The organism is Bradyrhizobium amphicarpaeae (genome assembly GCF_002266435.3).
GTDB classification, from domain to species: domain Bacteria; phylum Pseudomonadota; class Alphaproteobacteria; order Rhizobiales; family Xanthobacteraceae; genus Bradyrhizobium; species Bradyrhizobium amphicarpaeae.
Window position 1 is genome coordinate 4240505 of sequence record NZ_CP029426.2, and the last position, 24057, is coordinate 4264561.

Consider the following 24057-nt stretch of genomic DNA (forward strand, 5'->3'; position numbering starts at 1 on the left):
GGGAGGGGGAAATTCAGGCGCCCACGGCACGCAAGGGTGCGGGTTTTGTCATCAGGCTGTGGGCACGCGCGAGCTGACGCATCTCGGCAAGGCCGAGGAGATAGCAAACGACCGACTCGCCTCCGCGGTTTTCGTTCGCCCGATCGGGGTGCAATCCATCGCGGCAACTGCCGGTGATCGGATCAACCAGCGCCACCGAGAGGTCGTTCCTGCCAAGAAACCAGGCGAAGGCCCGCATGGCCATGGCTTTCCATTCGGCATCGCCGTCGCCACGCCACGCGGCCAGACATGCGGCAATCGTCGCCGTTGCCTCCACCGGCTGCTGATCGAAGGCACGGGGGGGCTGCCGCTGCTCTCCGAAGCCAGTGGTACCGACCGGCCGGAAATAGCCCGCCGCGGACGTTTGCTGCGTCATGAGCCAGCGCAGAGACCTCAATCCGGCATCGAGATATTGAGGCATCTGTGTCGCCATACCCGTGAGGATGAGGGCCTGCGGCAATCGCGCGTTCTCGTAGGCCAGCCCTTCCTCGAACCATATCCAATCCGGCGTCTCGACCGACGCCAGGCAGGACATCAACCTGTCGGCCAGGGAATGCCGGACTTCCCTGGCGTGAACATCGTCCGGCGCTACGGCGCAGTAAGCGTCCAGACCCAACAGCATGAACGCCCACGCACGGGGCGAGCGGAAGCTCTCCGCGATCGACAATGCCTGGGCGAACAAGGCAGCAGCCCACAGGCGCCGGGCCGGGCTCGCGTCTCTGCGCGCGGCCTCACCCAACGCCCATAGCGTCCGTCCGTGACTGTCTTCGGAGCCCCTGTCCTCGAGCCAGGTTCGATCGAAGCCCATGAAGTTGCGAAACTGCCTGGTGTCGGGATTCCACGCATGCTGCACGAAGGCTGCAAATCGGGTCGTCAGGACATCCGGCAGCGGCCGTTCGCCCGGACCATTGAGAGCGCAGGCCAGAAGCAACGCTCGCGCGTTGTCATCGACGCAATAGCCGTGCGCGCGATCGGGCACCGAATGTACCGCATGTTGGAACAGGCCGACATCGTCGCACATCGATAGAAAGTAGCCGATCTGCATATCGGGCGGCGCGGGACTACGTGGTTCCTGCGCGCCCACGTCGGAGCGCACGAAGACCTTCAACCTATGTCCCTGCCGTGCATTCTCGAAGACGGCCGCGTAGCGCTCAGCCACCCGCTCCCATGTCATCGTCCGGCTCGCCGCGTAGGCACGCCGAGACATCGCCTGCCGGCGGGCGGCGTCGGTCAGCAGGTTGGCGATCTCGCTGCCGATCGCTGCAGCGTCGCCGAACGGCACCAGAACTCCGCATTCGTCAGCAAGCAGCTCGCGTGCGTGCCAATATGGCGTCGAGACAACCGGCTTCCCCATTCCAAAACTGTAGGCCAGGGTGCCCGACGTCATCTGAGCCTCGTTGAGATAAGGCGTGACATAGACGTCGCACATCGAGATGAACTCGAGCAGCGTCGCCAAATCGGCGAACCGGTCGAGGAACACGACGTGATCGTCTATTCCGAGTTCACGGACCCGCGCCATCAGGCCTTCGCGATAGGCTTCGCCCTCGCTCCGAACCAGGTTGGGGTGCGTCGCGCCGAGCACGACGTACACGGCGTTCTCGCAGCGCCTCAGAATCGAAGGCATCGCATCGATCATCACGTCGATGCCCTTGTTGGGCGACAGCAGGCCGAACGTCAGGATCACTGATTTTTGCTCAAATCCGAGCCTGGCCTTCGCGGCATCCGGCTCGACAAAGGCGACATCGGGAATGCCGTGGGGGATGACCTCGATCTTGTCGTCGGGCACCAGATAGACGTCGCGCAGCAACTCGCGGCCCTTGTGGGCCATCACCACGACCTTCGACGACGCATCGACGATGCGCTCCATGACGGTCCGTTGCGCGGGTGACGGTTTATCCAGCACCGTATGGAACGTCGTCACCACCGGCATGGCGAGGCGAGACAACAGCACCAGGATATGGGCCCCGGCTTCACCGCCGAAAATGCCAAACTCGTGCTGCAGGCACACGGTGTCGAACTGACCGGCATTGAGGAAGTCCGCGGCACGAATGTAGTCTTCGATATTGTTATCCCTGATCTGGAAAGCGACCGCCGGAGGATAATCATAGGTCTGGCCGCGATCGGTCATCGCCACGATGCAAGCCTCCAGGTCCGGGCGCGCAATCGATATCGCGTTCTTCAGGTCGGTCGTATAGGTCGCAATTCCGCACCGGCGAGGCAACGAGTTGCCGATGACGGCGATACGGCGGAGCGGCGTCATGTCAGCACCTCGATGATTTCACTGCCGGAGAGAACGTCGGTGGGTTTCGTCATGCGTTCGCTGAAATCCTGCAGCAAGGATGCAATTGGATCCGGTCCCGGATAGGCGATCAGGATGCTCATCCCGCTCGAGCCAACGTCGATGCCGGCGCTATCGGATTCAATGAAGATTGCGTCCCCGACGGTTGCATTTGCCCGTCCGATGCGTCCCTCCCCCTCGATCACGAGAATCCAGGCTTCCCGATCAGTCTGGAGTCCCCAAAGCGAATTCGCCTGAAGCTCGATCCGCTCGAACACGAAATGCGAACTCGCGACCAGAACCAGTCGCGCATCGGTGAGGCGCCGCGGAGGCGGCTGTGTCGGAGGTGGCCCGGCTTCGGAGGCGGCCACGACGCTGTCCTCGTGCAATTCGCGATGCCGGCCAAAATCGAACAGGCGAAATGTCGTGTCGCTCCGCTGCTGGATTTCGGCGAGCACGATATCGGCGCCGATGGCGTGGATCGTACCGCCGGGAACGAAGATGACGTCACCTGGTGCCACAGGACGCCATTGCACGAGGTCCGCAATCGAGCCGTCCCTGACTGCTGCGCGCAACTCCTCCCGCGTGAGATGCCGATTCAATCCCAGCGCAATCCGCGCGCCCGGCAGCGCCGAAAGGACGTACCACGCTTCAGTTTTCCCGTTCGGCAAGCCGATGGAGCGCGCGAATGCATCATTCGGATGAACCTGGATCGACAAGGGCTGGCTGGTGAACAGCAGCTTGAGCAAGAGTGCCGGGTTGGACGCGCTCTTGTCCGTCCGCTCGAGCCACAACTCTCCGACCGGATCAGTCGACGCGTCGACGCTGCTCCAGGGTCGCAAATCGAGGCGGCCCCAGGGTTTGCGAGCGATCTCTACCGAGGCATGCTCGATGGTCATCTGTTGTCCGACTCGGGCATGGAAGATCCTCCTGTTCACGGCGCCTATTCGTGCCATCGGCCGGCTGCCAAGCCCACGCCGCTTGGTTAAGAGACCTCAACAACCGCGGCAGATGTTCTTCAGCTTCGCCGCGGTTCGAGCCTCTTCTGCAACGAACGGGTCCTTGTAAGGAGGCCGGGACGCGTCGTTCTCCACGGCACTGGGCTTCTTCAATGTCGGAGGAAACGCGGCGTCGTAACAGGCGAGCCGTCCGTTCGAGCTTTCGATTGCGCGACAATCGGATTCAGCGGCGAGCGCGCCTTGTGCGAACGTGCCTTGCGCGAACGTGCCGAACGCCAATGCGACCAGGAGGGTTCTCATGTCTCGAACCCATCGAACTCGTCAGACAGCAGCAGCCGGCCTTGTGGTGTGCATATCCGCACATCGAGATAGCCTTCCTGCAAAAGTTCCCGCGCCTTCTTCAGGGCAGCACTGGTTGTGTCACGGCTTAAGCTGACATAGCCGCTTTGATCGCGACCGCTAACCAGATATTGCAGTTGTGGCGGCCTATCCATGCAGGAGAGCCGCCGCCGCCATCAGGAGCACGAGAAACAGCGGCACCATCACCGGCGGCACGATCCAATCGGCCAGGCGAAATCGAGGCATGCACCCTCCTCCTCAGTCGGCGGGAGCGCTCGTCACCCTCAGTCACCGATGGAAGCCGTGGGAAGGGCGGTGATGCAGTTACCCTACGCTTTGGTTCTGCGAATAGCGAGCTTTTAAAGTGCCGTACGACGTCAGCGAGCCCCCGACGTCGGCGTAAAGGGCCACTGGAGGTCCAGAGTTGCGCCGCTTGCCCGCCTCGTTTACGTCATGCCAAGTTTCGTCGGTCTGGGCGGTACTTCTTCAGACCTGTCGCGATGTTCAAACACGGTGGCGGGAACTCGGCGCCGCCAATTGCCACATATGCGTCACGCCCGCGCAACGGGGCGCCGCTGTCAACTTGGGCCCGCCCTGATGGTTACAATCTTCTTCGATCTCGACGGCACGCTCACCAACCCGAAGCCGGGGATCACGCGCTCGATCCAGTACGCGCTGGAGCGGCTGGACGTCGCGGTGCCGAGCGAGGACGAACTGACTTGGTGCATCGGGCCGCCGCTGCACGCCAGCCTGAAGAAGCTCACCGGAACCGACGAACTCGCCGACCGCGCGCTGCTGCTCTATCGCGAGCGCTTTTCCGAAATCGGCCTGTTCGAGAACGAGGCCTATGCCGGCATCGTCGACACGCTGACGACGCTCGCCGCGACGACGCCGCGCATGTTCGTGGCCACCAGCAAGCCCGCGGTCTACGCGACCCGCATCGTCGATCATTTCGGCCTGAAGCCCTATTTCGAGCGGGTGTTCGGCTCCGAGCTCGACGGCACACGCGTCGACAAGCGCGACCTGCTGCGCTACGCGCTCGATGAGGCCAAGGTCGATGCCGGCAGCGCCATCATGATCGGCGATCGCAGCCACGACGTAATCGGCGCCCGCACCAACGGCATGACCGCAATCGGCGTGCTCTATGGCTATGGCAGCGAGACCGAGCTCAGGGACGCCGGCGCGCATCACATCTGCGCCGCCCATCCCGAGCTGCTCGGCCATTGCGCGGCCTAAGCGGCGACCGTCTCGACCGCGGCCAGCATGCCCGTCTTGGGGTGACAATCCCGGTATTCGAAGAACTGCTCGTCCGCGGCTGCCACCGTGACCTCGTGATAGAGCCGCAGCCTGGCTGACGGTCCGAGCGTCGACAGGTACTTCATCGCGGCACCAAAGATCCTGACATGGGTCGGATGCGACTCCGCCCAGCGTTCCAACGCCGCCAGGCTCTTCCACCAGCTCTGGCCGTAGGACTTTTCGCTCACGCTGCCATCGGCCTGAAGCACCTGCATGTAGCGGTTGGCATAGCAGCCGATCGCGAGCCCCTGGTCGCGCAGGAAATCCATGCCTTCGCGCAGCACCGGCTCGACGTCGTCGAGATAGAGCTTTCGCTCCGACGCCTCGGTATCGCTCCAATCCTGTCCGGATCGGATCAGGCAGAGATTATCATGGGCCATCACGCGCAGCCGCGCGCCGTCCCGGATCAGCTCCGGCGCGCCGCCGGGCGCCATCGCGTCGGTTTGCGACAGCGGAATACGGTCGCGCATGCCGCCCCAATAAGCGTGCTCCTGCACCTCGCCGCTCATACCGCCGGCGATGGCGGCGACACCCTCGGTCCGGTCGGGCGAGGAGAACAGCGTCTCATGCCGGGCCACAACGGGACGCAGCACTTCGATGAAGGTGCCGACACCCTCGCGCTGCCGTCCGGTCCATGCCGCGCGTTCCGGCTCGAACCAGGCGTCGAAGCGTGCGGTGTCGTCCCAATAGCCAACCGAAACGATGGTCTCGTGGCCGGCCTGGTCGACGTAGCGCGCGCGATCCCAATGCAAAGGCCCGCTCTCCGCCGAGAAGCCCTTCGCGATCTCAAGCAGCGCCTCCGTTGCGGCCGCCGGCGCCGTGCCGCGATACTGCACCCCGAAATAAGCCATCACGACGCGGCTCACGGCCGGCTTGTAGCGCGCCACGAAAGACGGATATGGCGGCTGGTAGTCATCAGGCACGCGCTTGTGGCGCGTGCGCTCGGTCTCGAGATGCTGAGGAATTGCAGATTCCATGATCGTACCCTCCCCTCGATCCCGGTGATCAGCTCGCCGCCGCGGCAATGTCCGTGGGCTCGACGGTATCCACCGGCAATGCGAACTGCTCGACGCGCTGGTATCGCTTCTTGTTGAGCAGCAGCCGCGTCACGTCGGGGCGCGAATAGTGCCCGGCAGGGTCTGCCGCGTTCTTGGCGACGCCGATGGCACCGAGATCGATCTCGGCGATCAGCAGCCCCTCCTGGTCCGGCGCCAGCTTGTCGCCGATCTGGCTGCCATCGGGCCCGTAGATCGCGGCAAAACCGCCGCCTGCATGCAGCAGCGCGTGCTTGTCCGGCCGGTCGCAGAGCTCGTCGATCATGGCTTGCGACACCGTCGCGCACGGCGCGAGCACGAAGCAGGAGCCCTCCACCGCATAGACGCGCGAGGCAGCGTTGTTGACCTCCGCGCCAAGCGCCGGCGCGAAGGGATCGTAGAGCGAGAAGCTCGGCCAGGCCGCGACGTGCACCTGCTCGTTCTGGGCGTACATCGCATATTTCGACAACGGCTGCAGATGCTCCCAGCAGCACAGCGCGCCGATGCGGCCGATGTCCGGCCTCGCGTGCACGGCGAGATCGCTGCCGTCGCCTTCACCGTAGACGGTGCGCTCGGCATGGGTCGGCCGCAGCTTGCGGCGCTTGGCGATGGTCTCGCCATCAGGCCCGATCAGCCATTGCGCCAGATAGAGGCTGCCGCCGTCGCGTTCGGACAGGCCGATCACGGCGGTGAGCTTGGCCTTGCGAACGGCGTCACGAAGCTTCTCGGCCTGCGGGCTGTCATAGGACAGCGAATTGTCGAAATAGCGCTGCACGAAGCCGCGGCCGATCGCCCAGGCCGGCGAGTCCATCCAGATATGCCAGGGGTAGCCGGGGATGAAAGCCTCCGGGAAGGCGATCAGCCTGGCGCCCTTCTCGGCCGCCTCCCTGATCAGCGCGATCGACTTGTCGATGGAGGCGTCGAGATCGAGCCAGGCTGGCGCCGCCTGCACGACTGCCACCTTATATTTCGGATGTGCGATGCCCATTGCCGCCTCCATTGCCGGTTGATCGGAAGCCGTCTCCGATGCAGTCTATTGGGCCAAAGCGGGCAACCAGTCGCTCGACCGCGGCGGAACAAAAACTCGACCGGACGGAATTCCTGCCGGTACGGGATTTGCCTCCGGTCAGGCTGGATCCGCCCACAGGCGATGTTGCTGGATGGGAAAAGGGAGGCTCGCCAGATGCCACTCCAGTTCACGACGGACGGCAGCCCCGGCTACCGGCGGCTCGCGCTCTGGCAGGACATCGTCTGCGACGTCTTCGTCGGGCTCGACTGCAAGTCCGATCTCGGCAGCGCCTTTCGCGGCTCGGTCACGCAAGTCCCGCTCGGCAAGGCCGTCTGCTCCGAGGTCTGCTCCGACCGCCAGCATGTGTTTCGCACGCCCTCGCGCATCGCGCGCTCCGATCAGGACTTCGTTCTCGTCGCGCTCGGCCATCGCGGCAACGGCGGCGTGGTGCAGGACGGCCGCGAGACGGTGATCCATCCCGGCGAGTTCGCGCTCTACGACACCACGCGCCCCTATGAGCTGAAGTTCAACGACGCCTTTACGCAGACCATCTTCAAGGTGCCGCGCGAGATGTTGCGGCGCCGGCTCGGCGGCGCGGAGACGCTGACGGCGATGTCGTTCGGCACCGACGCTCCGCTCGAGCGGCTCGCCTATGATTTCATCTTCCGGCTTTGCCAGAGCGCCGACCGCCTCGCCCCTGGTAACGCCGCCGCACTGTCCGAACAGGCCGTCGACCTGCTCGCGATGGCGCTGAGCGAGCGGCTCGGCAAGACGTCGCTGCCGTCCTCGACCCACCGCTCCGCGCTGGTCTACCGGCTCAAGGCGCACGTCCGCGCGCACCTGGCCGATCCCGACCTTTCATTGTCGGACACCGCGGCTGCGCTCGGTATCTCGCCGCGCTACGTGAACGACCTTCTTGCCGACGAGCAGACCTCGTTCCAACGTTACGTCCTCGCCGAGCGCCTTGCGCAATGCCGTCGCGACCTCGCCTCGCCGGCGCTCGCCCATCGCCACATCGGCGAGATCGCCTTTGCCTGGGGTTTCAACGACGTCTCGCATTTCGGCCGCGTCTTCCGCGATCATTTCGGCATGTCGCCGCGCGACTTCCGGCAGAGCCAGCTGCGGCATTGAGATCGGTCAGGGAGCGTCCCTGGCTACCTCTGGCACGAAGGCGGATGCTGCGAGGCAGCACGACTCGCACCTCGGGACATCATCGCGGCCGAGCCGCAGCCCATTTGCAGAATTCCGATAGGAAAGCTTACGAGCCGTTCAGCTTCGGCGCCTAAAGTGAAGAGGTTCATCCACCAAGCTTGCCGGAAAGCTGCATGTCCATCTTCGCCAGTGCCGATCGCAAGCGCTCGATCGCCGCACTGAAGGTATCCAATGCCGCGCCGGACCAGCTGACGGCGCTGCAAGCCCGCGACGAGGCTCTGGCGACGTACATCGAGGCCTTGACCGAAGGCAATTTCCTCGCACCCGGCTGCGGCGGAGACGACCGCCTGTCCAAGGCCGTCTCTAACCTCGCGGCCAGATTGGCCGGCGATGCGTCGAACAAGCTCGACGCCATCGTGGATCTCAACGTCCAGAGCAATGAAACCGCGATTTCCGCAGCCCGGATGCTCACCGCCTGCGGGGAGGTCGACCAACGCACGCAAGCCCTCGCCGCCGCCAGCGAAGAGATGGTCGCTTCGGTGGGCCAGATCCGATCCAATGCCGAGGATGCGGCTGCAAGCGCCGCCCAGATGAAGGCCGGCGCCGAGCAGGGAATGTCCACCGTCCGGCTCGCATCGAGGGCGATGGAGCGGGTCGAGGCGACCGCGAACGACGCGTCGGATAAGATCCTGGCCCTGAGCGCGGCGTCCGAAGAAATCGGCGCCATCGTGAGCTCGATCGATGCGATCGCGAGGCAAACCAACCTTCTGGCGCTGAACGCGACGATCGAAGCCGCACGCGCCGGCGAAGCTGGACGTGGCTTTGCCGTTGTCGCCTCGGAGGTCAAAGGACTGTCGCAACAGACAGGCAAGGCGACCGAGGACATTCGCGAGCGGATACAACGCCTGAGAGACGAGGTCGAACTCATCGTGACCGCCATGGCCGGTTGCAAGTCGGCGGCGGCCGAGAGCAAGGGCGTGGTCACGCAGCTGGGCGAAGAGATGTCCAGCGTCGAAGCTCGGACAGTCACCCTGACGGGCGGCATGGACGAGATCGCCAACATCCTCAATCAGCAGACCAAGGCCTCTCGCGAAGTGGCGGAAGGCATCGCGGCGATTGCGCGCATGACGCTGGCGAACGTCGATCAGATCAAGAACATTTCCTCTCAGCTCGACGTCGCCCAGGGGATCGCCGGAAAGCAACTTCAGGATATCGCCGGCCTGTCCTTCGACAACAAGATTCCGCGGCTCGCCAAGGCCGACCACGTCATCTGGAAGAAGCGCCTCGCAGACATGGCGATCGGCCGCGCGACGCTGAAGGCCGACGAACTGGCAGATCATCATTCCTGCCGATTGGGCAAATGGTACTACGGCGATGGATCTCTGACGATGCGCAGTCATCGGGCGTTCGGACCACTCGAAAAGCCGCACGCCCTCGTCCACGACCACGGAAAACGGGCTGCGAAGCTCGTCGCGGACGGCGACCTCGCCGGCGCCCTCAGGGAAATCGCGCTGGTCGAAGAGGCGTCCGCAGACGTGCTCAGACTGCTTGACGACCTTTCCCGCTGAGGCCTGGCTGCACGCGGCGATCACGGCCGCGAGCCTGAAAATCACAACAGCGTCACGCGTCGACTGAACGCAGGGCCGCCATGTGCGCGCGCGATGGTCCGGGCTGAATCCCTGCGCTACCATCGAACAACAGAAGCGCGCGCAGCAACCAGCGCTCAGCCGAGGAGCATTTCGATGGAATACCGACGCTTGGGCCGGTCAGGCCTCATGGTGCCCGCTCTGAGCCTTGGCACCGGCACCTTCGGAGGCGTCGGTCGCCTCGCGGCGTGGGGCACGACGGACGCGACCGAAGCGAGGCGCCTGCTGGACATCTGCCTCGAGGCCGGCGTGTCGATGTTCGACACCGCTGACGTCTATTCGCTCGGCGAGTCCGAGCGGGTGCTCGGCGAAGCCATCAAGGGCCGCCGTGACAAGGTGCTGGTCTCGACCAAGGCCACCTTCCGCTTCGGCGACGGCCCCAACGATATCGGCTCGTCACGACAGCATCTGCTCGCCGCCATCGATGCTTCGCTGAACCGGCTCGGCACCGACTACATCGACCTGTTCCAGCTTCACGGCTTCGATGCCTTCACTCCGCCCGAAGAAGTCCTCTCAACGCTCGACGTGCTCGTGCGCGCCGGCAAGATCCGCTATGTCGGCGTTTCCAATTTTTCCGGCTGGCACCTGATGAAGTCGCTCTCTGTTGCCGACAAGCACGGTTTTCCGCGCTACGTCGCCAACCAGACCTATTATTCGCTGATCGGGCGCGATTACGAATGGGAGTTGATGCCGCTCGGCCTCGACCAGGGGCTGGGCGCCGTGGTCTGGTCGCCGCTCGGCTGGGGGCGCCTCACCGGCAAGCTTCGCCGAGGTCAGCCGAAGCCCGAGGTGAGCCGTCTGCCCAAGACCGCCGAGTTCGGCCCGCCCGTGCCGGACGAGCACGTCTATCGCGTCGTCGACGCCATCGACGAGGTCGCGAAGGAAACCGGCAAGAGCGTCACGCAGATCGCGCTGAACTGGCTGCTGCAGCGCCCCACCGTGTCGACGCTGATCATCGGCGCGCGCAACGAGGCGCAGCTGCGCGAAAATCTCGGCGCGGTGGGCTGGTCCTTGACCAAGGACCAGATCGCAAAGCTCGACGCGGCGAGCAAGGTGACGCTGCCCTATCCCTACTGGCACCAGCGCACGACCTTCACCGACCGCAACCCGCCGGCGGTGTAGCCGCCCGCCCTTGAGCTGCATCAAGCCGGCGCATTGCAACCCATGCCATCGTGCCTTCTCGCGAGGCCCCCGATGCGCCGATTTGCCATGAAGGCCCTGTTCACGGCCCTCTCTTTCAGTAGAGCGGGGCGAGAGAGGATCGATTGGGATCGCCGCATCCTGATCTTCTCCACGGGGGTCACGATCGCCTTGATCACGCTCTACGTCTGGGCCAAAGCAACCTCGCGCTGGGGATGACGGAGTGCGCGCGATGAACAGGTTCGCACCCGCGTTGCTGGCCGTTGGTGTTCTGTGGAGCACCGGGGGTCAAGCTCTGGACCTCGAACAGCGCCGCGCTGAAGCAATGCTGCAGCGGATGTGCGCGCGTTGCCACGCGGTCAGCCGGACGGGCACGAGCCCGAACGAGTTGGCACCGCCTTTCCGGTATCTCGGCGAGAACAAACTCTACGACCCCGACTTCATGCAGCGCCTCCAGAACGGGTACAGCAGCATTCACCGCGCCATGCCGACGGCCCGATTCGGCCGCGACGACGCAGAGGCCGTGGTAGGCTACCTCAGGGCGATTCAGGAACCGCGAAAGCCGAAATAGGGTTGAAACGGCTGCAGCCTCGGCTGGAACCATCCCGGGTCGAACCAAGTTGCGGACGAGCCAAACGCGCCTCAACCGAATATGCTTTACGATGTCGTCAACCACAATCGAGCATGCCGACGGGCTGCCGCAGCCACAGCGCAACCAGGCAGTGCTGACCATTGCGCTCGGCATCATCATGGCGGTGGTCGACAGCGCCATCGCCAATGTCGCGCTGCCGACGATCGCGGCTGACTTGAACGCGAGCCCGGCCTTCTCGATCTGGATCGTCAACGGCTACCAACTCGCCATCACGATCTCGCTGCTGCCGCTGGCCTCGCTCGGCGAGATCATCGGCTATCGCCGCGTCTATCTGGTCGGGCTGGTGCTGTTCACGCTGGCTTCCGCCTTCTGCGCGCTGGCGCATACGCTGCCGCTGCTGACGATCGCGCGCATCATCCAGGGCTTTGGCGCCGCCGGCATCATGAGCGTCAATTCGGCGCTGGTGCGCTTCACCTACCCGCGCAGCCAGCTGGGCCGCGGCATCGGGCTCAACGCGCTCGTCGTCGCCTTCTCGGCCGCCATCGGCCCGACGATCGCCGCAGGCATCCTCGCGGTCGGAAGCTGGCCGTGGCTGTTCGCCATCAACGTGCCGCTCGGGGTGCTGACGCTGCTCCTGGGCCTGCGCAGCCTGCCGCACACCATGCCCGCCAGCCATTCGTTCGACTGGCAAAGCGCGGGGCTTTCAGCCATCACCTTCGGCGTCGGGATCGCCGCCGTCGACAGCGTCGGTCACGGCGAGACCGTTATCACCTGCCTGATCCAGTTCGCCATCGCGCTCGTCGCCGGTGCGCTGCTGATCTGGCGCGAAACCCACATGAGCTCACCGCTGCTGCCGGTCGATCTGTTGCGCATCCCGGTGTTCGCGCTGTCGATCGCGACCTCGATCGCCTCGTTCTGTGGGCAGATGCTGGCATTCGTCGCGATGCCCTTCTACCTCCAGAGCCGCTTCGGCTATTCGGCGGTGCATATGGGGCTGTTGATCACGCCATGGCCGATCGCCGTGGCCTTCGCGGCGCCCCTCGCGGGCCGCCTGGTCGAGCATTATCCGGCCGGCCTGCTCGGCGGCATCGGTCTCACGCTGTTTGCCTGCGGCCTTGCCGCGCTCGCCTTCGTCCCTGCGGATCCTTCGACGTTCGACGTGATCTGGCGCATGGCATTGGCCGGCGCCGGTTTCGGCCTGTTCCAGACTCCCAACAACCGCACCATGATCGCAGCCGCCCCGCGCGAGCGCGCCGGCGGCGCCAGCGGCATGCTGGGCACGGCGCGGCTGCTCGGCCAGACCACCGGCGCTGCGCTGGTGGCGCTGCTGCTCGGACGATATCCGGTCGAAGGAACCCGTATGGCCCTTCTCACCGGCGTCGGGTTTGCGCTCTGCGGCGCGGTGCTGAGCATGCTGCGGCTGTCTCCGGCCGGCGCGCGCGGCGCCGAGCACGTCCGCGTGCAGGACGATCAGCGCCTCCGGGGCGACTGATTAACCAGCCTTCGGACTTTTCCATCCGTAGTTTTGCGAGGCCAAGCAAGAAGTATTGCGCTCCCGCTTTGGTTGAGCTTGATTGCAACCAAGGCTGGGGGGAATTTTATGAGCATTTTTAAGGTTGTGGCGCTATGCGCCGTTGCTGCGGCCGTGAGTGGATGTGCGGGTCGCGCGCCAGCTCCGGTTTCCGTGGTGCAGCCTCAAGACCGTTACATGGACTGCGCGGCTGTCACCATCGAAGTCCAAACAAACAACGCCAAGGTCCAACAGCTGGCATCGGACAAGGGCCTAAAAGTGGCCCAAAACGTCGCTGCGGGGGTTGCCGGTTTGGTCGTGCCGGTCCTTTGGTTCGGGATGGACTTCCAGGGAACGGCAGACACCGAGATACAAGCGCTTCAAGCCCGTCAGCAATATTTGGGCGCGCTCGCTGAGCAGCGCCATTGCGGGGACAATGCTGGAGAGCCAGACAAGGTAGTGGCCGAGAGTCCGAAAAAGCCGAGAGCCAAGCCAAAGGCGCCGCCACCAGTTCCAACGGCTCAGGCCGCACCTCCTCCTGCGGAGCAGAAGTGAGGACGATTTCAGGCCCGCTGCGCCTGCGCGCCGTCTGAGGTCATTACTCCAAGCAAACAAAAAGGCCGGCGTCACCGCCGGCCTCTTTCAATGCACGGATGCGCTGATCAAGCCTTGACCAGCGGCCCCTTGGAGGTCGGCCCCTTCGGGCCGCCCGGCTTGGACTTGCCAGGCGGACGCTTGCGGGCGCCGGGGAGCTTCTCCTGCTTCGGCGTGACCGGCCCTTCGATGAATTCGAAACCGATCTTGTCCTTGGTCTCGTCGGCCTCGTCCTTGACCAGGATGACGCGGACGTGTCCACCGCCCTTGAGCTTGCCGAACAGCACCTCGTCAGCCAACGGCTTCTTGATGTGCTCCTGGATCACGCGGGCCATGGGACGTGCGCCCATCTGCTCGTCGTAACCGTGCTGGACCAGCCAGGCCTTGGCGGGTTCGGACAGCTCGATGGTGACGTCGCGATCGCCGAGCTGGGCTTCGAGCTGAAGCACGAACTTCTCGACCACGGTGCCGATCACCTCGACGCTGAGATGGCCGAACGAGACGATGGCATCGAGGCGGTTGCGGAATTCCGGCGCGAATTGCCGGTTGATCGCCTCGTGGTCGTCGCCTTCCCGCTTGGAGCGCGTGAAGCCGAACGCCTGCTTGGCGAGATCGGAAGCACCCGCGTTCGTGGTCATGATCAGGATCACGTTGCGGAAATTGACCTGCTTGCCGTTGTGATCGGTAAGCCGGCCGTGATCCATGATCTGCAGCAGCACGTTGTAGAGATCGGGATGCGCCTTCTCGATTTCGTCGAGCAGCACCACGCAATGCGGATGCTGGTCGACGCCGTCGGTCAAGAGGCCGCCCTGGTCGAAGCCGACATAACCGGGAGGCGCGCCGATCAGGCGCGATACGGTGTGCCGCTCCATGTATTCGGACATGTCGAAGCGCAACAGCTCGACGCCGAGGCTTGCCGCGAGCTGCTTTGCGACCTCGGTCTTGCCGACGCCGGTCGGACCCGAGAACAAATAGCAGCCGATCGGCTTCTCCGGCTCACGCAAGCCGGCGCGCGCCAGCTTGATCGATGCCGCGAGCGACTCGATAGCCCTGTCCTGGCCGAACACGGTGCGCTTCAGGGTCGTTTCGAGATGCTTGAGCACCTCGGCATCGTCCTTCGACACGCTCTTCGGCGGTATCCGCGCCATCGAGGCGATCGTGGTCTCGATCTCCTTAATGCCGATGGTCTTCTTGCGCTTGTTCTCGGCCACCAGCATCTGCGCCGCACCCGACTCGTCGATCACGTCGATCGCCTTGTCCGGCAGCTTGCGGTCGTGGATGTAGCGCGATGACAATTGCACCGCCGCCTCGATCGCCTCGTTGGTGTACTTCAGCCGGTGGTAGTCCTCGAAATACGGCTTGAGGCCCTTGAGGATCGCGATCGCGTCCTCGACCGTCGGCTCGTTGACGTCGATCTTCTGGAATCGCCGCACCAGCGCCCGGTCCTTCTCAAAGTGCTGACGGTACTCCTTGTAGGTGGTCGAGCCCATGCAGCGGATCGTGCCCGAGGCCAGCGCGGGCTTGAGCAGGTTCGAGGCATCCATCGCCCCGCCCGACGTCGCGCCCGCACCGATCACGGTGTGGATCTCGTCGATGAACAGGATGGCGTTGGGATGTGCCTCGAGTTCCTTCAGCACCTGCTTCAGGCGCTCTTCGAAGTCGCCGCGATAGCGCGTGCCAGCGAGCAGCGTGCCCATGTCGAGCGAGAACACGGTGGCAGCCGCCAGGACTTCCGGCACCTCGCTGTCGACGATGCGCTTGGCGAGGCCCTCCGCGATCGCGGTCTTGCCGACGCCGGCTTCACCGACGAACAACGGGTTGTTCTTCTGCCGGCGGCACAGCACCTGGATCGCGCGGTTGATCTCGGAATTGCGTCCGATCACCGGATCGATCTTGCCGTCGCGCGCCTTCTTGTTGAGATTGACGCAATAGGTCTCGAGCGCCTCGCCCTTCTTCTTGGTGTCCTCGGTACCCTTGGCCTCGGTCTCCTCGTCGACGCCGCGCACTGGCCGCGCCTCGGAGACGCCGGGCCGCTTGGCGATGCCGTGGCTGATGTAGTTGACCGCGTCGTAGCGCGTCATGTCCTGCTCCTGCAGGAAGTAGGCGGCGTGGCTCTCGCGTTCGGCGAAGATCGCGATCAGCACGTTGGCACCGGTCACCTCTTCGCGACCGGAGGATTGCACGTGGATCACCGCGCGCTGGATCACGCGCTGGAAGCCGGCGGTCGGCTTGGCGTCGTCGGCGCCATCGGTGACCAGATTCTCGAACTCGGTCTCAAGATAATTAACCAGGCTCGTGCGGAGCTTGTCGAGATCGACGCTGCAGGCGCGCATGACCGCGGCTGCATCGGAGTCGTCGATAAGGGAGAGCAACAGATGCTCGAGCGTCGCGTATTGGTGATGACGCTCGTTTGCGATCGCCAGTGCACGATGCAGGGATTGTTCAAGGCTTTGAGAAAAAGTCGGCATTCGCGTCCTCTATGGCCCCCACCATCATGATCGCCATCGCCCGGTCAGGCAACAACAACCTTTGTCACATATAGTTATCCAAGATCGCGGCGAAAGACCGGTTCCGCGACTCTGGCAGGCGACAGCCCTGCGGTATTTTCGATGCAAGACCCGTTCCGATCTTGGGCGGCATCGGCGCCGGAAGGGAATCCGTAGTTTTGCCGACTCAGACGGACGTCGCGCGGCGGCATCACGCGGCAATCACACTGCGGCCGACACGCGCGCCGGCTTCACGCTTCAAGGACGAGCGCCAAGAACAGGCGCCAAGAGTACGCGCCAAGGCGCCCTACTTCTTTTCCATCACGCATTGTAACGGATGCTGGTGCTTGCGGGCGAAATCCATCACCTGCGTCACCTTGGTCTCGGCGATCTCGTAGGTGAACACGCCGCACTCCCCGATGCCATGATGATGGACGTGCAGCATGATCTTGGTCGCCGCCTCGATGTCCTTGTTGAAGAACTTCTCCAGCACGTGGACGACGAACTCCATCGGCGTGTAGTCGTCGTTCAGGATCAGCACGCGGTAGAGGTTCGGCCGTTTGGTCTTGGGCTTGACCTTGGTGATGACCGAAGTGTTCGGACCCGAGGGGGTGCCCGAACGGTTCTCGTCATTGCTCATGCGAGGAGCGTAGGCAGCGGCTGGCGCGGACGGATCGGGTCTGGAAGTCAATTGCGGCATGGCTCAGGCGTTCAAATTCCCCATGGAAGCGAATGGCGGTCGCCGCGCGACTCCGCCTTCGGAGCCTGGCGCAGGCGCGCCGCCTTGTTGGATCGCCGCTCCCGACAATCCGGCCCAAGCCGGATCGTTCGCCAGCAATATGGGCCTGCCCCCGGCCCGCCGCAAGCGTACAGAGGTCCGGCCGATGCGGCCATAGCAGTCCCGATTCCCGGTTCGGGCGATCGGAGCAAGGTTAAACAATCCGGACCGATTTGACAAAAATTTCGCCCCAGCGTGTTTAGAGCATCTTGACCAGGAACCGCCATTGTTGACCCGGATGCAACGGTTTCGAGCGGGTACCTCCGGTTTTCTACGGTCCAATTTACCTGGCGTTCAATGGCGTGGCGCGAAATCGGGCAAAACACCGATCTCGGGGATTGTCATGTCTCGCCTACCCCTCGTCAGCCGCCTTGGTCGACAATTCGCCCGCTTCGCAGCGGCCGAGCAAGGCAATATCGCCGTGATCTTCGCTATCGCGCTGGTCCCGGTGCTGAGCTTCGTCGGCGCCGCGATCGATTACAGCCGCGCCGCCCAGGCCCGCGCCTCCATGCAGTCGGCCCTGGACTCCACCGCGCTGATGCTCTCCAGAGACCTGTCGTCCGGCACGATCACGACGTCGCAGATCAGCAGCAAGGCGCAGACCTATTTCAATGCGCTGTTCACCAACACCGCGACCCTGCCATCGGTCAGCGTCGGAGCCACCTATAACGCCAGCACCAGCATCGGCTCGACGATCCAGCTGACTGGAACCGGCACCTACACGACCAGCTTCATGAAGATCGCCGGCTTTCCGACACTCGGCATCGACACCAGTTCCACCAGCGCGTGGGGCCTGACGCGCATGCGCGTGGCCCTGGTGCTCGACGTTACGGGATCGATGGCTGACGACGGCAAGATGCCTGCCATGCAGACGGCGGCTAAGAACCTCGTCGACCAGCTCAGCGCGCTCGCAAAGAACAATGGTGACGTCTACATCTCGATCGTCCCCTTCGCGAAGGACGTCAATGTCGGCGCCAGCAACTACAACAAGAACTGGATCGACTTCTCCGATTGGGAGGCCGCCAACGGCACCAGGGTCTGCACCGCGCGCAACAACTGGGGGCAATGCACCAGTTCCACCTGGACGCCGGCCAATCACAACACCTGGAACGGGTGCGTGACCGATCGCGACCAGGACTACGACACCAAGAACACCACGCCCACGGCCGGCAACTCCTCGACGCTATTCCCGGCGGAGCAATATTCGTACTGCAACGCCAGCGGTTCGGCCTACATCCAGCCGATCATGCCGCTCAGCTACGACTGGTCCGCGCTCAAGACTCTGATCGGCAACTTGGTCCCCACCGGCAACACCAACCAGGGCATCGGCCTGGCCTGGGGCTGGATGACGCTCTCGACCGGCGACCCCATGAACGCACCGGCCAAGGACACCAACTACACCTACAAGGACGCGATCGTTATTCTGTCCGACGGTCTCAACACGCAAAACCGCTGGTACAGCAACGCCTCGCAGATCGACGCAAGGCAGAAGAAGCTCTGCGACAACGCCAAGGCCCAGCCCAACAACATCACGATCTACACCGTGCAGGTGAACACCGGTGGCGATCCGACCTCGAGCGTGCTGCAATATTGCGCCAGCGGATCAGACAAGTTCTATCTCGTGACGTCGGCCAGCCAGACCGTTTCGGTGTTCAAGGACATCGGCACCTCGCTTTCGAAGCTGCGCGTGGCGCGCTGACGGATCGACCGCGTGCAAATAAAAAGCCCGGCTGGTTCAGCCGGGCTTTTCGATTCCAGGACGTCCTGAAAAATTTACTGAGCGGCCGGGGTGAACTTCGACACGATGGTCTCGACCGGCTTGAACGCCTGCTTGGCGAGGTCGCTGTAGAGGCCGGCGATCTTCTGCGATTCCGCAACGAAGGTCTCGTAGGCGGAACGGGCGAAATCGGTCTGCGCTTCCATGGCCTTGTCCAGCGACTTCACGCCGGAAAGCTTCTCGACGAAGGACTTGGTGTCTTCGAACGACTTCTTCGTATAGTCGCCATAGGCGCTGGCGATCGCCTGAATGCCGTGCTGCACCGAGGTCGCGGAGGCGACATACTGCTCGAAGTGCTCTTTCCCGTAGCTCTGGAAGTCTTCAACCTTGAACATTTCGGAATCCTTTTCCCTGGCTCGCGTCGGGAAGCCCCGGCTCCCTGACTCTGCCCACAATTAGTGCAACGCACAAAAAAGTCAACAAATTTGTGCGTCGCACAAAAGTGGACGCAAATCGCGGAGATTCCCGGGGTTTCCCGCAAGGGTTCTTTAAGCTTTTGGAAACCGCGGCCCCCTACCCTGATTCCCTGGACGTGTTCAGCTTTCGCAAATGGTCAAAAGCCGTTTGAGAACATCACCTTAGCCAGAATAGCGGTTCAGGCCGAACGTCTCCCGCGGCGAACACCAGCGGAGGGACAGCCTGAGCAGGTAATGATCCCCGGTCCATTGGGCACAATTTCGCCTCACGAGCCGGTGATCAGTTGAGAAACGGGGACGGGGTTCCATGCTTCGTAAAAACTTGTCTTCCTCGCGCTTGGCGCGGGTTGGCGTTTTTGGGCTTCTTACGGTCACCACCGCGGTCATCTTCACCACCGATGCCGCCGAGGCGCGGCGTCATCGCCGCCATTACGCGCACCACCGGGTGCAGCGCGATGTGTCCGAGAGCTCCAGCCCGAAATTCGCGTCCATCATCGTCGACGGCAATTCCGGCGCGGTGCTCCAGGCGACCAGCCCCGACGGGATCCGCCACCCCGCCTCGCTCACCAAGATCATGACTCTCTATCTGCTGTTCGAGCGTCTCGAGTCCGGGAAGATGAAGCTCGACACCGAGATGCCGGTGTCCCAGCACGCCGCCGATCAGGATCCGACCAAGCTGAACCTGCGCGCCGGCCAGACCATTCGCGTCGAGGACGCGATCAAGGGTCTCGTCACCCGCTCCGCCAACGACGCAGCCGTGGTGATCGCGGAAGCGATCGGCGGCGACGAGGACGACTTCGCCCAGATGATGACGCGCAAGGCGCGCTCGCTCGGCATGTCCAGGACGGTGTACCGCAACGCCAACGGCCTTCCCAACGACGAGCAGGTCACGACCGCGCGCGACCAGGCCACGCTCGGCCGCGCCATCCAGGAGCGCTTCCCGCGCTACTATCGCTATTTCGCGACCTCGACCTTCAACTGGCGCGGACAGTCGATCCGCAACCACAATCACCTGCTTGGCAGTGTCGAGGGCGTGGACGGCATCAAGACCGGCTACACCCGCGCCTCCGGCTTCAATCTCGTGACCTCGATGCGCCGCGGCAACCGTCATCTGATCGGTGTCGTGCTCGGCGGCCGCAGCGGCGGCTCGCGCGATGCCATCATGCGCAATCTGCTCGCGGAGAACCTCGATAAGGGTGCCACCACCCACACCGTCGCCGCGGTCACGGAGCGCAACGGCGCCGACGCCAGCACCGAAATCGCCGACGCATCGCCTACCCCGGCCCGTCCCATCCCGCAGGTTCAGGCCGCTTCTACTCCTGCTCCCGAAGCCGCTCCGTCGCGTCTCGCCGCCCGGCTGTCGACGCTCGCGGCTGCGACTGCCGCGGTGCCGCCGGCCCCGGTCAAGCCCGAAGTCCGGCCGACGGAATCCAAGATCGAGCCGGCGCCGCTCACCAATGGCGTGATCTCGAGCCAGCCACTCTCCATCATTCCCGGCTCGTCCGAGCCGATGAAGCCGGTCCGGGTCAAGACGGTTCAGGTCAAGGCCGGCACCGTGAAGGTCGCTTCCGCTGCCGCCACGCAGATCGCCCCGCCGGTGACCAACGCCATTCCGTCCCGTTCCGACGTCGCGGAAACCTCCGGCGCCGTCGTCGCCCGGGCTGATCTCATCAACAAGCCCGAATTCGTCAGTCAGTCGGAAGCGCCGAAGGCCGAGATGGCCCGCACCGAGTTGCCGCGTCAGCCGACGGGCTTCGGCACAGGCAACGGCATCCTGGGGGTGCTGCCGGCCGCAACGGCTGCTGCGCCCGCCCCGGCTGCTCCGAAGCTCGCCTCCGCCGAGCCGATGTCGATCCAGATGAGCGCCACCGCCAAGCCGGTGGTCACCCACAGCGGCTGGATCGTCCAGGTCGGTGCGCTCGAGAGCGAAAACGAAGCCCAGCAGCGCATCGACGCCGCGCGCAGCTCGGCCCGCGGCCTGCTCAGCAAGGCCGATCCGTTCACCGAGCCTGTCGTCGCCAAGGACAACCGCAAGCTCTACCGCGCCCGCTTCGCCGGGCTCGATCGCGACCAGGCCGAAGCGGTCTGCCGCACCCTGAAGCGCGCCGAGATCTCCTGCATGACCGTCCGCAACTGATCTCCTTCCCCGCCCCGATCAAAATGCCCGCGCGCCCTGCGCGGGCATTTTTGTTTTGGGGATGCGGCGATGCCCGGAGCGGTTCGTGAGAACTCGGTTCCGCGACAACCTCTCGTCAAGGATTTACGGTTAAAACTTTACTCGATAAATCAACCACGCCGACAATGGCGGGTGTCAGGGCGACGGCAGACAGAGCAAGCGGAGCTCACGCGGTACGGGCGTTTGTAGCGTGGTGCCGGAGTTAGCCGTTATGCGTACGAAGCAGAGTATCCTTGGCCTCGTTTACACGGGCAGCGAGGTAGTTCGACCCCCCCTGGTCGGGATGGAGTTTCTTCATCAGGGTCTTGTGCGCCCGGCTGATGTCGTCGCGCCCCGCTCCCGGCTGCAGGCCAAGGATCTGATAGGCCTCCTCCGCCGTCATTTTGCCGCTCGCCGCCGCGCGGCGCTGCCCCCCTGCCGCATCGGCCTGCGCGTTCTGACGCCAAGCGGGAAACCGGCGGTCCAGATAGCTTTCAAGTAAGGCCACGCTCTCGGCGTCGAACGTCGGGACCATGGCCAGCAGGCTGGCGAGATCGAACTCGCCGAGATCGCGCCCGGCGTGAGGCCCGGCGACGATCTGCCCGCCGAGCTGGCCGGAGCCGTGATCGAGCCGCATATCCAGGAATTGCGAGCGCACGCGCGAGGACTGCCCTGACGCGGGCGCAGCCCCGCCGCCGCCGAACAGCCCACCGACATTGCCGAAACCGGCATTCGCCAGCGGCGTCCAGCCCAGCAGCCCGGCGCCGAAAATCCCGAGCGGGATCGCCACCACCAGCTCGCCCCGCAAGCCCGTGAAGGCTGCGACTGCCAGCGCCAGCACGCCGCCGCCGAATTTGATCGCGCGCGCCAGCGCCGCCGGGTTGGCCGAGCGGAACATCTGGAGCAGCAAATAGAGCGTGATAATTGCGATAGCGCCGGCAATCAGGGTCATGACCGGAATATAGTCGCCCTCGCGGCAAAATGCATGGCATACGCCCCGCCGCGACGCCTGAGCGCTACTTCATTTGGCCGATCAGCCTGGCCGCTCCGCTCGCGGTCTTCGAAAGCTTCAGCAGCGCCTCGCGACCGCCGGCGGCATAGGCCGCAGCGGCCCGCAGCAGCTCGCGCAACTGCGCTGCCGCGCCCGGATCGAACCGGCACCAGGCACCGCCGGTCAGGCGCGCGATCTCGCGGAAGGCCCGCTCGGCGACGGCATCATGGCCTTCCTGAAACACGAACACGGGCACGTTGAGCATGCCGAGTTCGCCGGCCTTGGCGCAGAGCTCGTCGATTTTCTCCTCCATGGCATCGCCGACGAAGACGACGGCGCGCACGCTCGATGCGACCGCTTCGCGCCGCGCTTCGGTCAGCACCTTGCCGATCTGGGTGTCGCCGCCGCGGCAATCGATCTTGCTCATCAACGCCGCAAGCCTGGTGCTGTCGGAGATCCACCCGGTGGCGCGACACTCGTTGAAGCCGCGATAGTACACCAGACGGATGTCGAGACTGCCAAGCGCGGCGGTCTCGCGAAACATGTCGGCCTGCAGCGCGCAGGCCATGTCCCAGGTCGGCTGCCGGCTCATCGTCGCATCCAGCGCGAAGATCAGCCGCCCCTTCGCGCCCGGCGCATGCGGCGACAGCGCGTGCGCCTTGGCCACGAAGGCGGCAATGTCTTCCGCAGCCGACGTTGAGGCCTGCGGCACCGCGCGGCCTGCTTGCGCCGAGACGGCATCGCCGCTGCGCGGTTTGATGGGTTCGCCCGGCATCCCTTGACCCTGCGTGGGCGGCTAATGTGGTTAGCGGCAGCAGGCCAGTCAATGCGCAAAGCCCCCGCCGGCAGAGGCTGGCGGGGGCTTTGAGATCGTGACTGACGACGAGAGCGCCGTCGGGAGAAGACTTCAGCTCTTGGCAGGCGCCATCAAGGCGACCGGACCGGGCTCGAGAATCTTGGGCGGCGAGGATTGCGTGTCGACCGGCGCGACTTGGCTGTCGGTCGCGCTCAGGAATTTGTCGAGCATGCCCTGGATCGAGTTCTTGGCGACATCCGGACCGGTGTCGCGCATGTCGTTGTGCTGGAATTCGGTCTTCACGACCTGGATGCCGGCCTTCTCGCATTCCTCGTCGGTCGGGATCACGCCCGCATCGGTCTTGAACTGCGGATCCTGCGAGCGGAACGACAGGATCTTGAACTTGCCGGCGGTGACGAAGGGCACGCGGAGATTGTCGAGCGTGACGACCTTCTTGACCTCATCCGGATACTGCTTGGCGAAGTACATCGTGATGTCGCCGCCCATGGAATGGCCGACCATCGTCACCTTGTCGTAGTCGGCGTTGGGCTGAACCTTCTTCATCTCCTGCATCGCGAGATGGATGTTGGCGACGCCGCGCAGGATCTGCGGCAGGCGGCCGACATAGAGCTCGCCGGGCTTGGTCACCATTGGGGGATCGGTCGGCAGATCGTGCTGCGGGCTCAGGACCATGTAGCCGCGCGCAGCGAAGATGTTGGCGAGGAAGCCGTACTCGGTGTTCTTGACGGTGTTGCCGTGATTGATCACTGCGACCGGCAGCGTGATCATGCCGGCATTGGCCTGCATTTCCTTGTCACGACGCACCGCGATGTCGACGGGCACCGGGCGATTATCGCGCGAGGCGTCGTAGAAGGTGATGGTCTCGTGCTTGATCGCCCACTTGCTCGCCGTGAAATAGGCGATGCCGCAGAGAGCACTGACCGAAACCAGAACGGCAATTCCACGCTTCATTTTCGTCCTCAGCCTCAGGCTCTTCGGCCTGAATCCCTGTTGAAAATCGTGTTCTTCCGGGGCTCTTTGGCCCCTTGTCGCCTATCGCCAATATATGT

General features: G+C 64.2%; 20 protein-coding genes. 9 read left to right on the forward strand and 11 right to left on the reverse strand.

Annotation, left to right across the window (positions count from 1 at the left end):
* Positions 1-13 precede the first annotated feature (13 nt).
* The 3 genes from CIT40_RS19735 to CIT40_RS19745 form a co-directional block, all read right to left on the reverse strand.
* On the reverse strand, positions 14-2299 hold the full coding sequence (locus tag CIT40_RS19735) for a glycosyltransferase family 4 protein (protein WP_094891921.1): 2286 nt from the start codon (positions 2297-2299) through the stop codon (positions 14-16).
* Positions 2296-3216: a class I mannose-6-phosphate isomerase gene (locus CIT40_RS19740; RefSeq protein WP_094891922.1), complete on the reverse strand. Its 921-nt coding sequence runs from the start codon at positions 3214-3216 to the stop codon at positions 2296-2298. Before CIT40_RS19740 ends, CIT40_RS19735 begins: the two co-directional genes overlap by 4 nt.
* A 356-nt stretch (positions 3217-3572) precedes the next feature.
* Positions 3573-3770: a hypothetical protein gene (locus tag CIT40_RS19745; RefSeq protein ID WP_244611808.1), complete on the reverse strand. Its 198-nt coding sequence runs from the start codon at positions 3768-3770 to the stop codon at positions 3573-3575.
* Between the two features lie 442 nt (positions 3771-4212).
* Here CIT40_RS19745 and CIT40_RS19750 point away from each other — a divergent pair, with 442 nt between their 5' ends.
* Entirely contained in the window at positions 4213-4851 is a 639-nt protein-coding gene (locus tag CIT40_RS19750) for an HAD family hydrolase (RefSeq protein WP_094891924.1), read from the forward strand.
* Here the strand turns inward: CIT40_RS19750 and CIT40_RS19755 are convergent.
* Positions 4848-5888, reverse strand: a complete 1041-nt coding sequence (locus tag CIT40_RS19755) for a phenylacetaldoxime dehydratase family protein (protein ID WP_094891925.1) — start codon at positions 5886-5888, stop codon at positions 4848-4850. The genes CIT40_RS19750 and CIT40_RS19755 overlap by 4 nt on opposite strands.
* A 28-nt stretch (positions 5889-5916) precedes the next feature.
* Entirely contained in the window at positions 5917-6933 is a 1017-nt protein-coding gene (locus CIT40_RS19760) for a carbon-nitrogen hydrolase family protein (RefSeq protein WP_094892062.1), read from the reverse strand.
* A 195-nt stretch (positions 6934-7128) separates the two neighbouring features.
* On the opposite strand from CIT40_RS19760, the gene CIT40_RS19765 reads away from it, so the two are divergent.
* The 6 genes from CIT40_RS19765 to CIT40_RS19790 all read left to right on the forward strand — a co-directional run bounded on the left by CIT40_RS19765 (position 7129) and on the right by CIT40_RS19790 (position 13549).
* Complete coding sequence (locus tag CIT40_RS19765; protein ID WP_094891926.1) at positions 7129-8085, forward strand: AraC-like ligand-binding domain-containing protein; 957 nt, start codon at positions 7129-7131, stop codon at positions 8083-8085.
* A 194-nt stretch (positions 8086-8279) separates the two neighbouring features.
* The gene (locus tag CIT40_RS19770; protein ID WP_094891927.1) at positions 8280-9674 is read left to right on the forward strand and encodes a methyl-accepting chemotaxis protein; all 1395 of its coding nucleotides are present in this window, start codon (positions 8280-8282) and stop codon (positions 9672-9674) included.
* 174 nt (positions 9675-9848) lie between these two features.
* Entirely contained in the window at positions 9849-10874 is a 1026-nt protein-coding gene (locus tag CIT40_RS19775; protein ID WP_162307579.1) for an aldo/keto reductase, read from the forward strand.
* A 250-nt stretch (positions 10875-11124) separates the two neighbouring features.
* On the forward strand, positions 11125-11463 hold the full coding sequence (locus tag CIT40_RS19780; protein WP_094891929.1) for a c-type cytochrome: 339 nt from the start codon (positions 11125-11127) through the stop codon (positions 11461-11463).
* Positions 11464-11554: 91 nt separating this feature from the next.
* Complete coding sequence (locus tag CIT40_RS19785; protein ID WP_094891930.1) at positions 11555-12976, forward strand: MFS transporter; 1422 nt, start codon at positions 11555-11557, stop codon at positions 12974-12976.
* A 108-nt stretch (positions 12977-13084) separates the two neighbouring features.
* Positions 13085-13549, forward strand: a complete 465-nt coding sequence (locus CIT40_RS19790; RefSeq protein ID WP_094891931.1) for a hypothetical protein — start codon at positions 13085-13087, stop codon at positions 13547-13549.
* A 107-nt stretch (positions 13550-13656) separates the two neighbouring features.
* Here CIT40_RS19790 and clpA read toward each other — a convergent pair whose 3' ends face one another.
* Both clpA and clpS read right to left on the reverse strand, forming a co-directional pair.
* On the reverse strand, positions 13657-16056 hold the full coding sequence (gene clpA, locus CIT40_RS19795) for an ATP-dependent Clp protease ATP-binding subunit ClpA (RefSeq protein ID WP_094891932.1): 2400 nt from the start codon (positions 16054-16056) through the stop codon (positions 13657-13659).
* A gap of 325 nt (positions 16057-16381) precedes the next feature.
* Positions 16382-16714 (reverse strand): ATP-dependent Clp protease adapter ClpS, encoded by a 333-nt coding sequence (gene clpS, locus CIT40_RS19800; protein ID WP_063194953.1) that lies wholly within the window; start codon positions 16712-16714, stop codon positions 16382-16384.
* A 481-nt stretch (positions 16715-17195) separates the two neighbouring features.
* On the opposite strand from clpS, the gene CIT40_RS19805 reads away from it, so the two are divergent.
* Positions 17196-18551 (forward strand): TadE/TadG family type IV pilus assembly protein, encoded by a 1356-nt coding sequence (locus CIT40_RS19805; RefSeq protein WP_094891934.1) that lies wholly within the window; start codon positions 17196-17198, stop codon positions 18549-18551.
* Between the two features lie 74 nt (positions 18552-18625).
* Here the strand turns inward: CIT40_RS19805 and CIT40_RS19810 are convergent, their stop codons facing one another.
* A complete protein-coding gene (locus CIT40_RS19810; RefSeq protein ID WP_094891935.1) occupies positions 18626-18964 on the reverse strand; it encodes a phasin family protein in 339 nt (112 codons plus the stop codon).
* Positions 18965-19352: 388 nt separating this feature from the next.
* On the opposite strand from CIT40_RS19810, the gene CIT40_RS19815 reads away from it, so the two are divergent.
* Complete coding sequence (locus CIT40_RS19815; RefSeq protein WP_094891936.1) at positions 19353-21182, forward strand: D-alanyl-D-alanine carboxypeptidase; 1830 nt, start codon at positions 19353-19355, stop codon at positions 21180-21182.
* 241 nt (positions 21183-21423) lie between these two features.
* Here CIT40_RS19815 and CIT40_RS19820 read toward each other — a convergent pair whose 3' ends face one another.
* The 3 genes from CIT40_RS19820 to CIT40_RS19830 form a co-directional block, all read right to left on the reverse strand.
* Positions 21424-22152: a DnaJ domain-containing protein gene (locus CIT40_RS19820; protein WP_094891937.1), complete on the reverse strand. Its 729-nt coding sequence runs from the start codon at positions 22150-22152 to the stop codon at positions 21424-21426.
* Positions 22153-22216: 64 nt separating this feature from the next.
* The gene (locus CIT40_RS19825; protein ID WP_094891938.1) at positions 22217-22966 is read right to left on the reverse strand and encodes a vWA domain-containing protein; all 750 of its coding nucleotides are present in this window, start codon (positions 22964-22966) and stop codon (positions 22217-22219) included.
* A 132-nt stretch (positions 22967-23098) separates the two neighbouring features.
* Positions 23099-23959 (reverse strand): alpha/beta fold hydrolase, encoded by an 861-nt coding sequence (locus tag CIT40_RS19830; RefSeq protein ID WP_094891939.1) that lies wholly within the window; start codon positions 23957-23959, stop codon positions 23099-23101.
* Positions 23960-24057 lie beyond the last annotated feature (98 nt).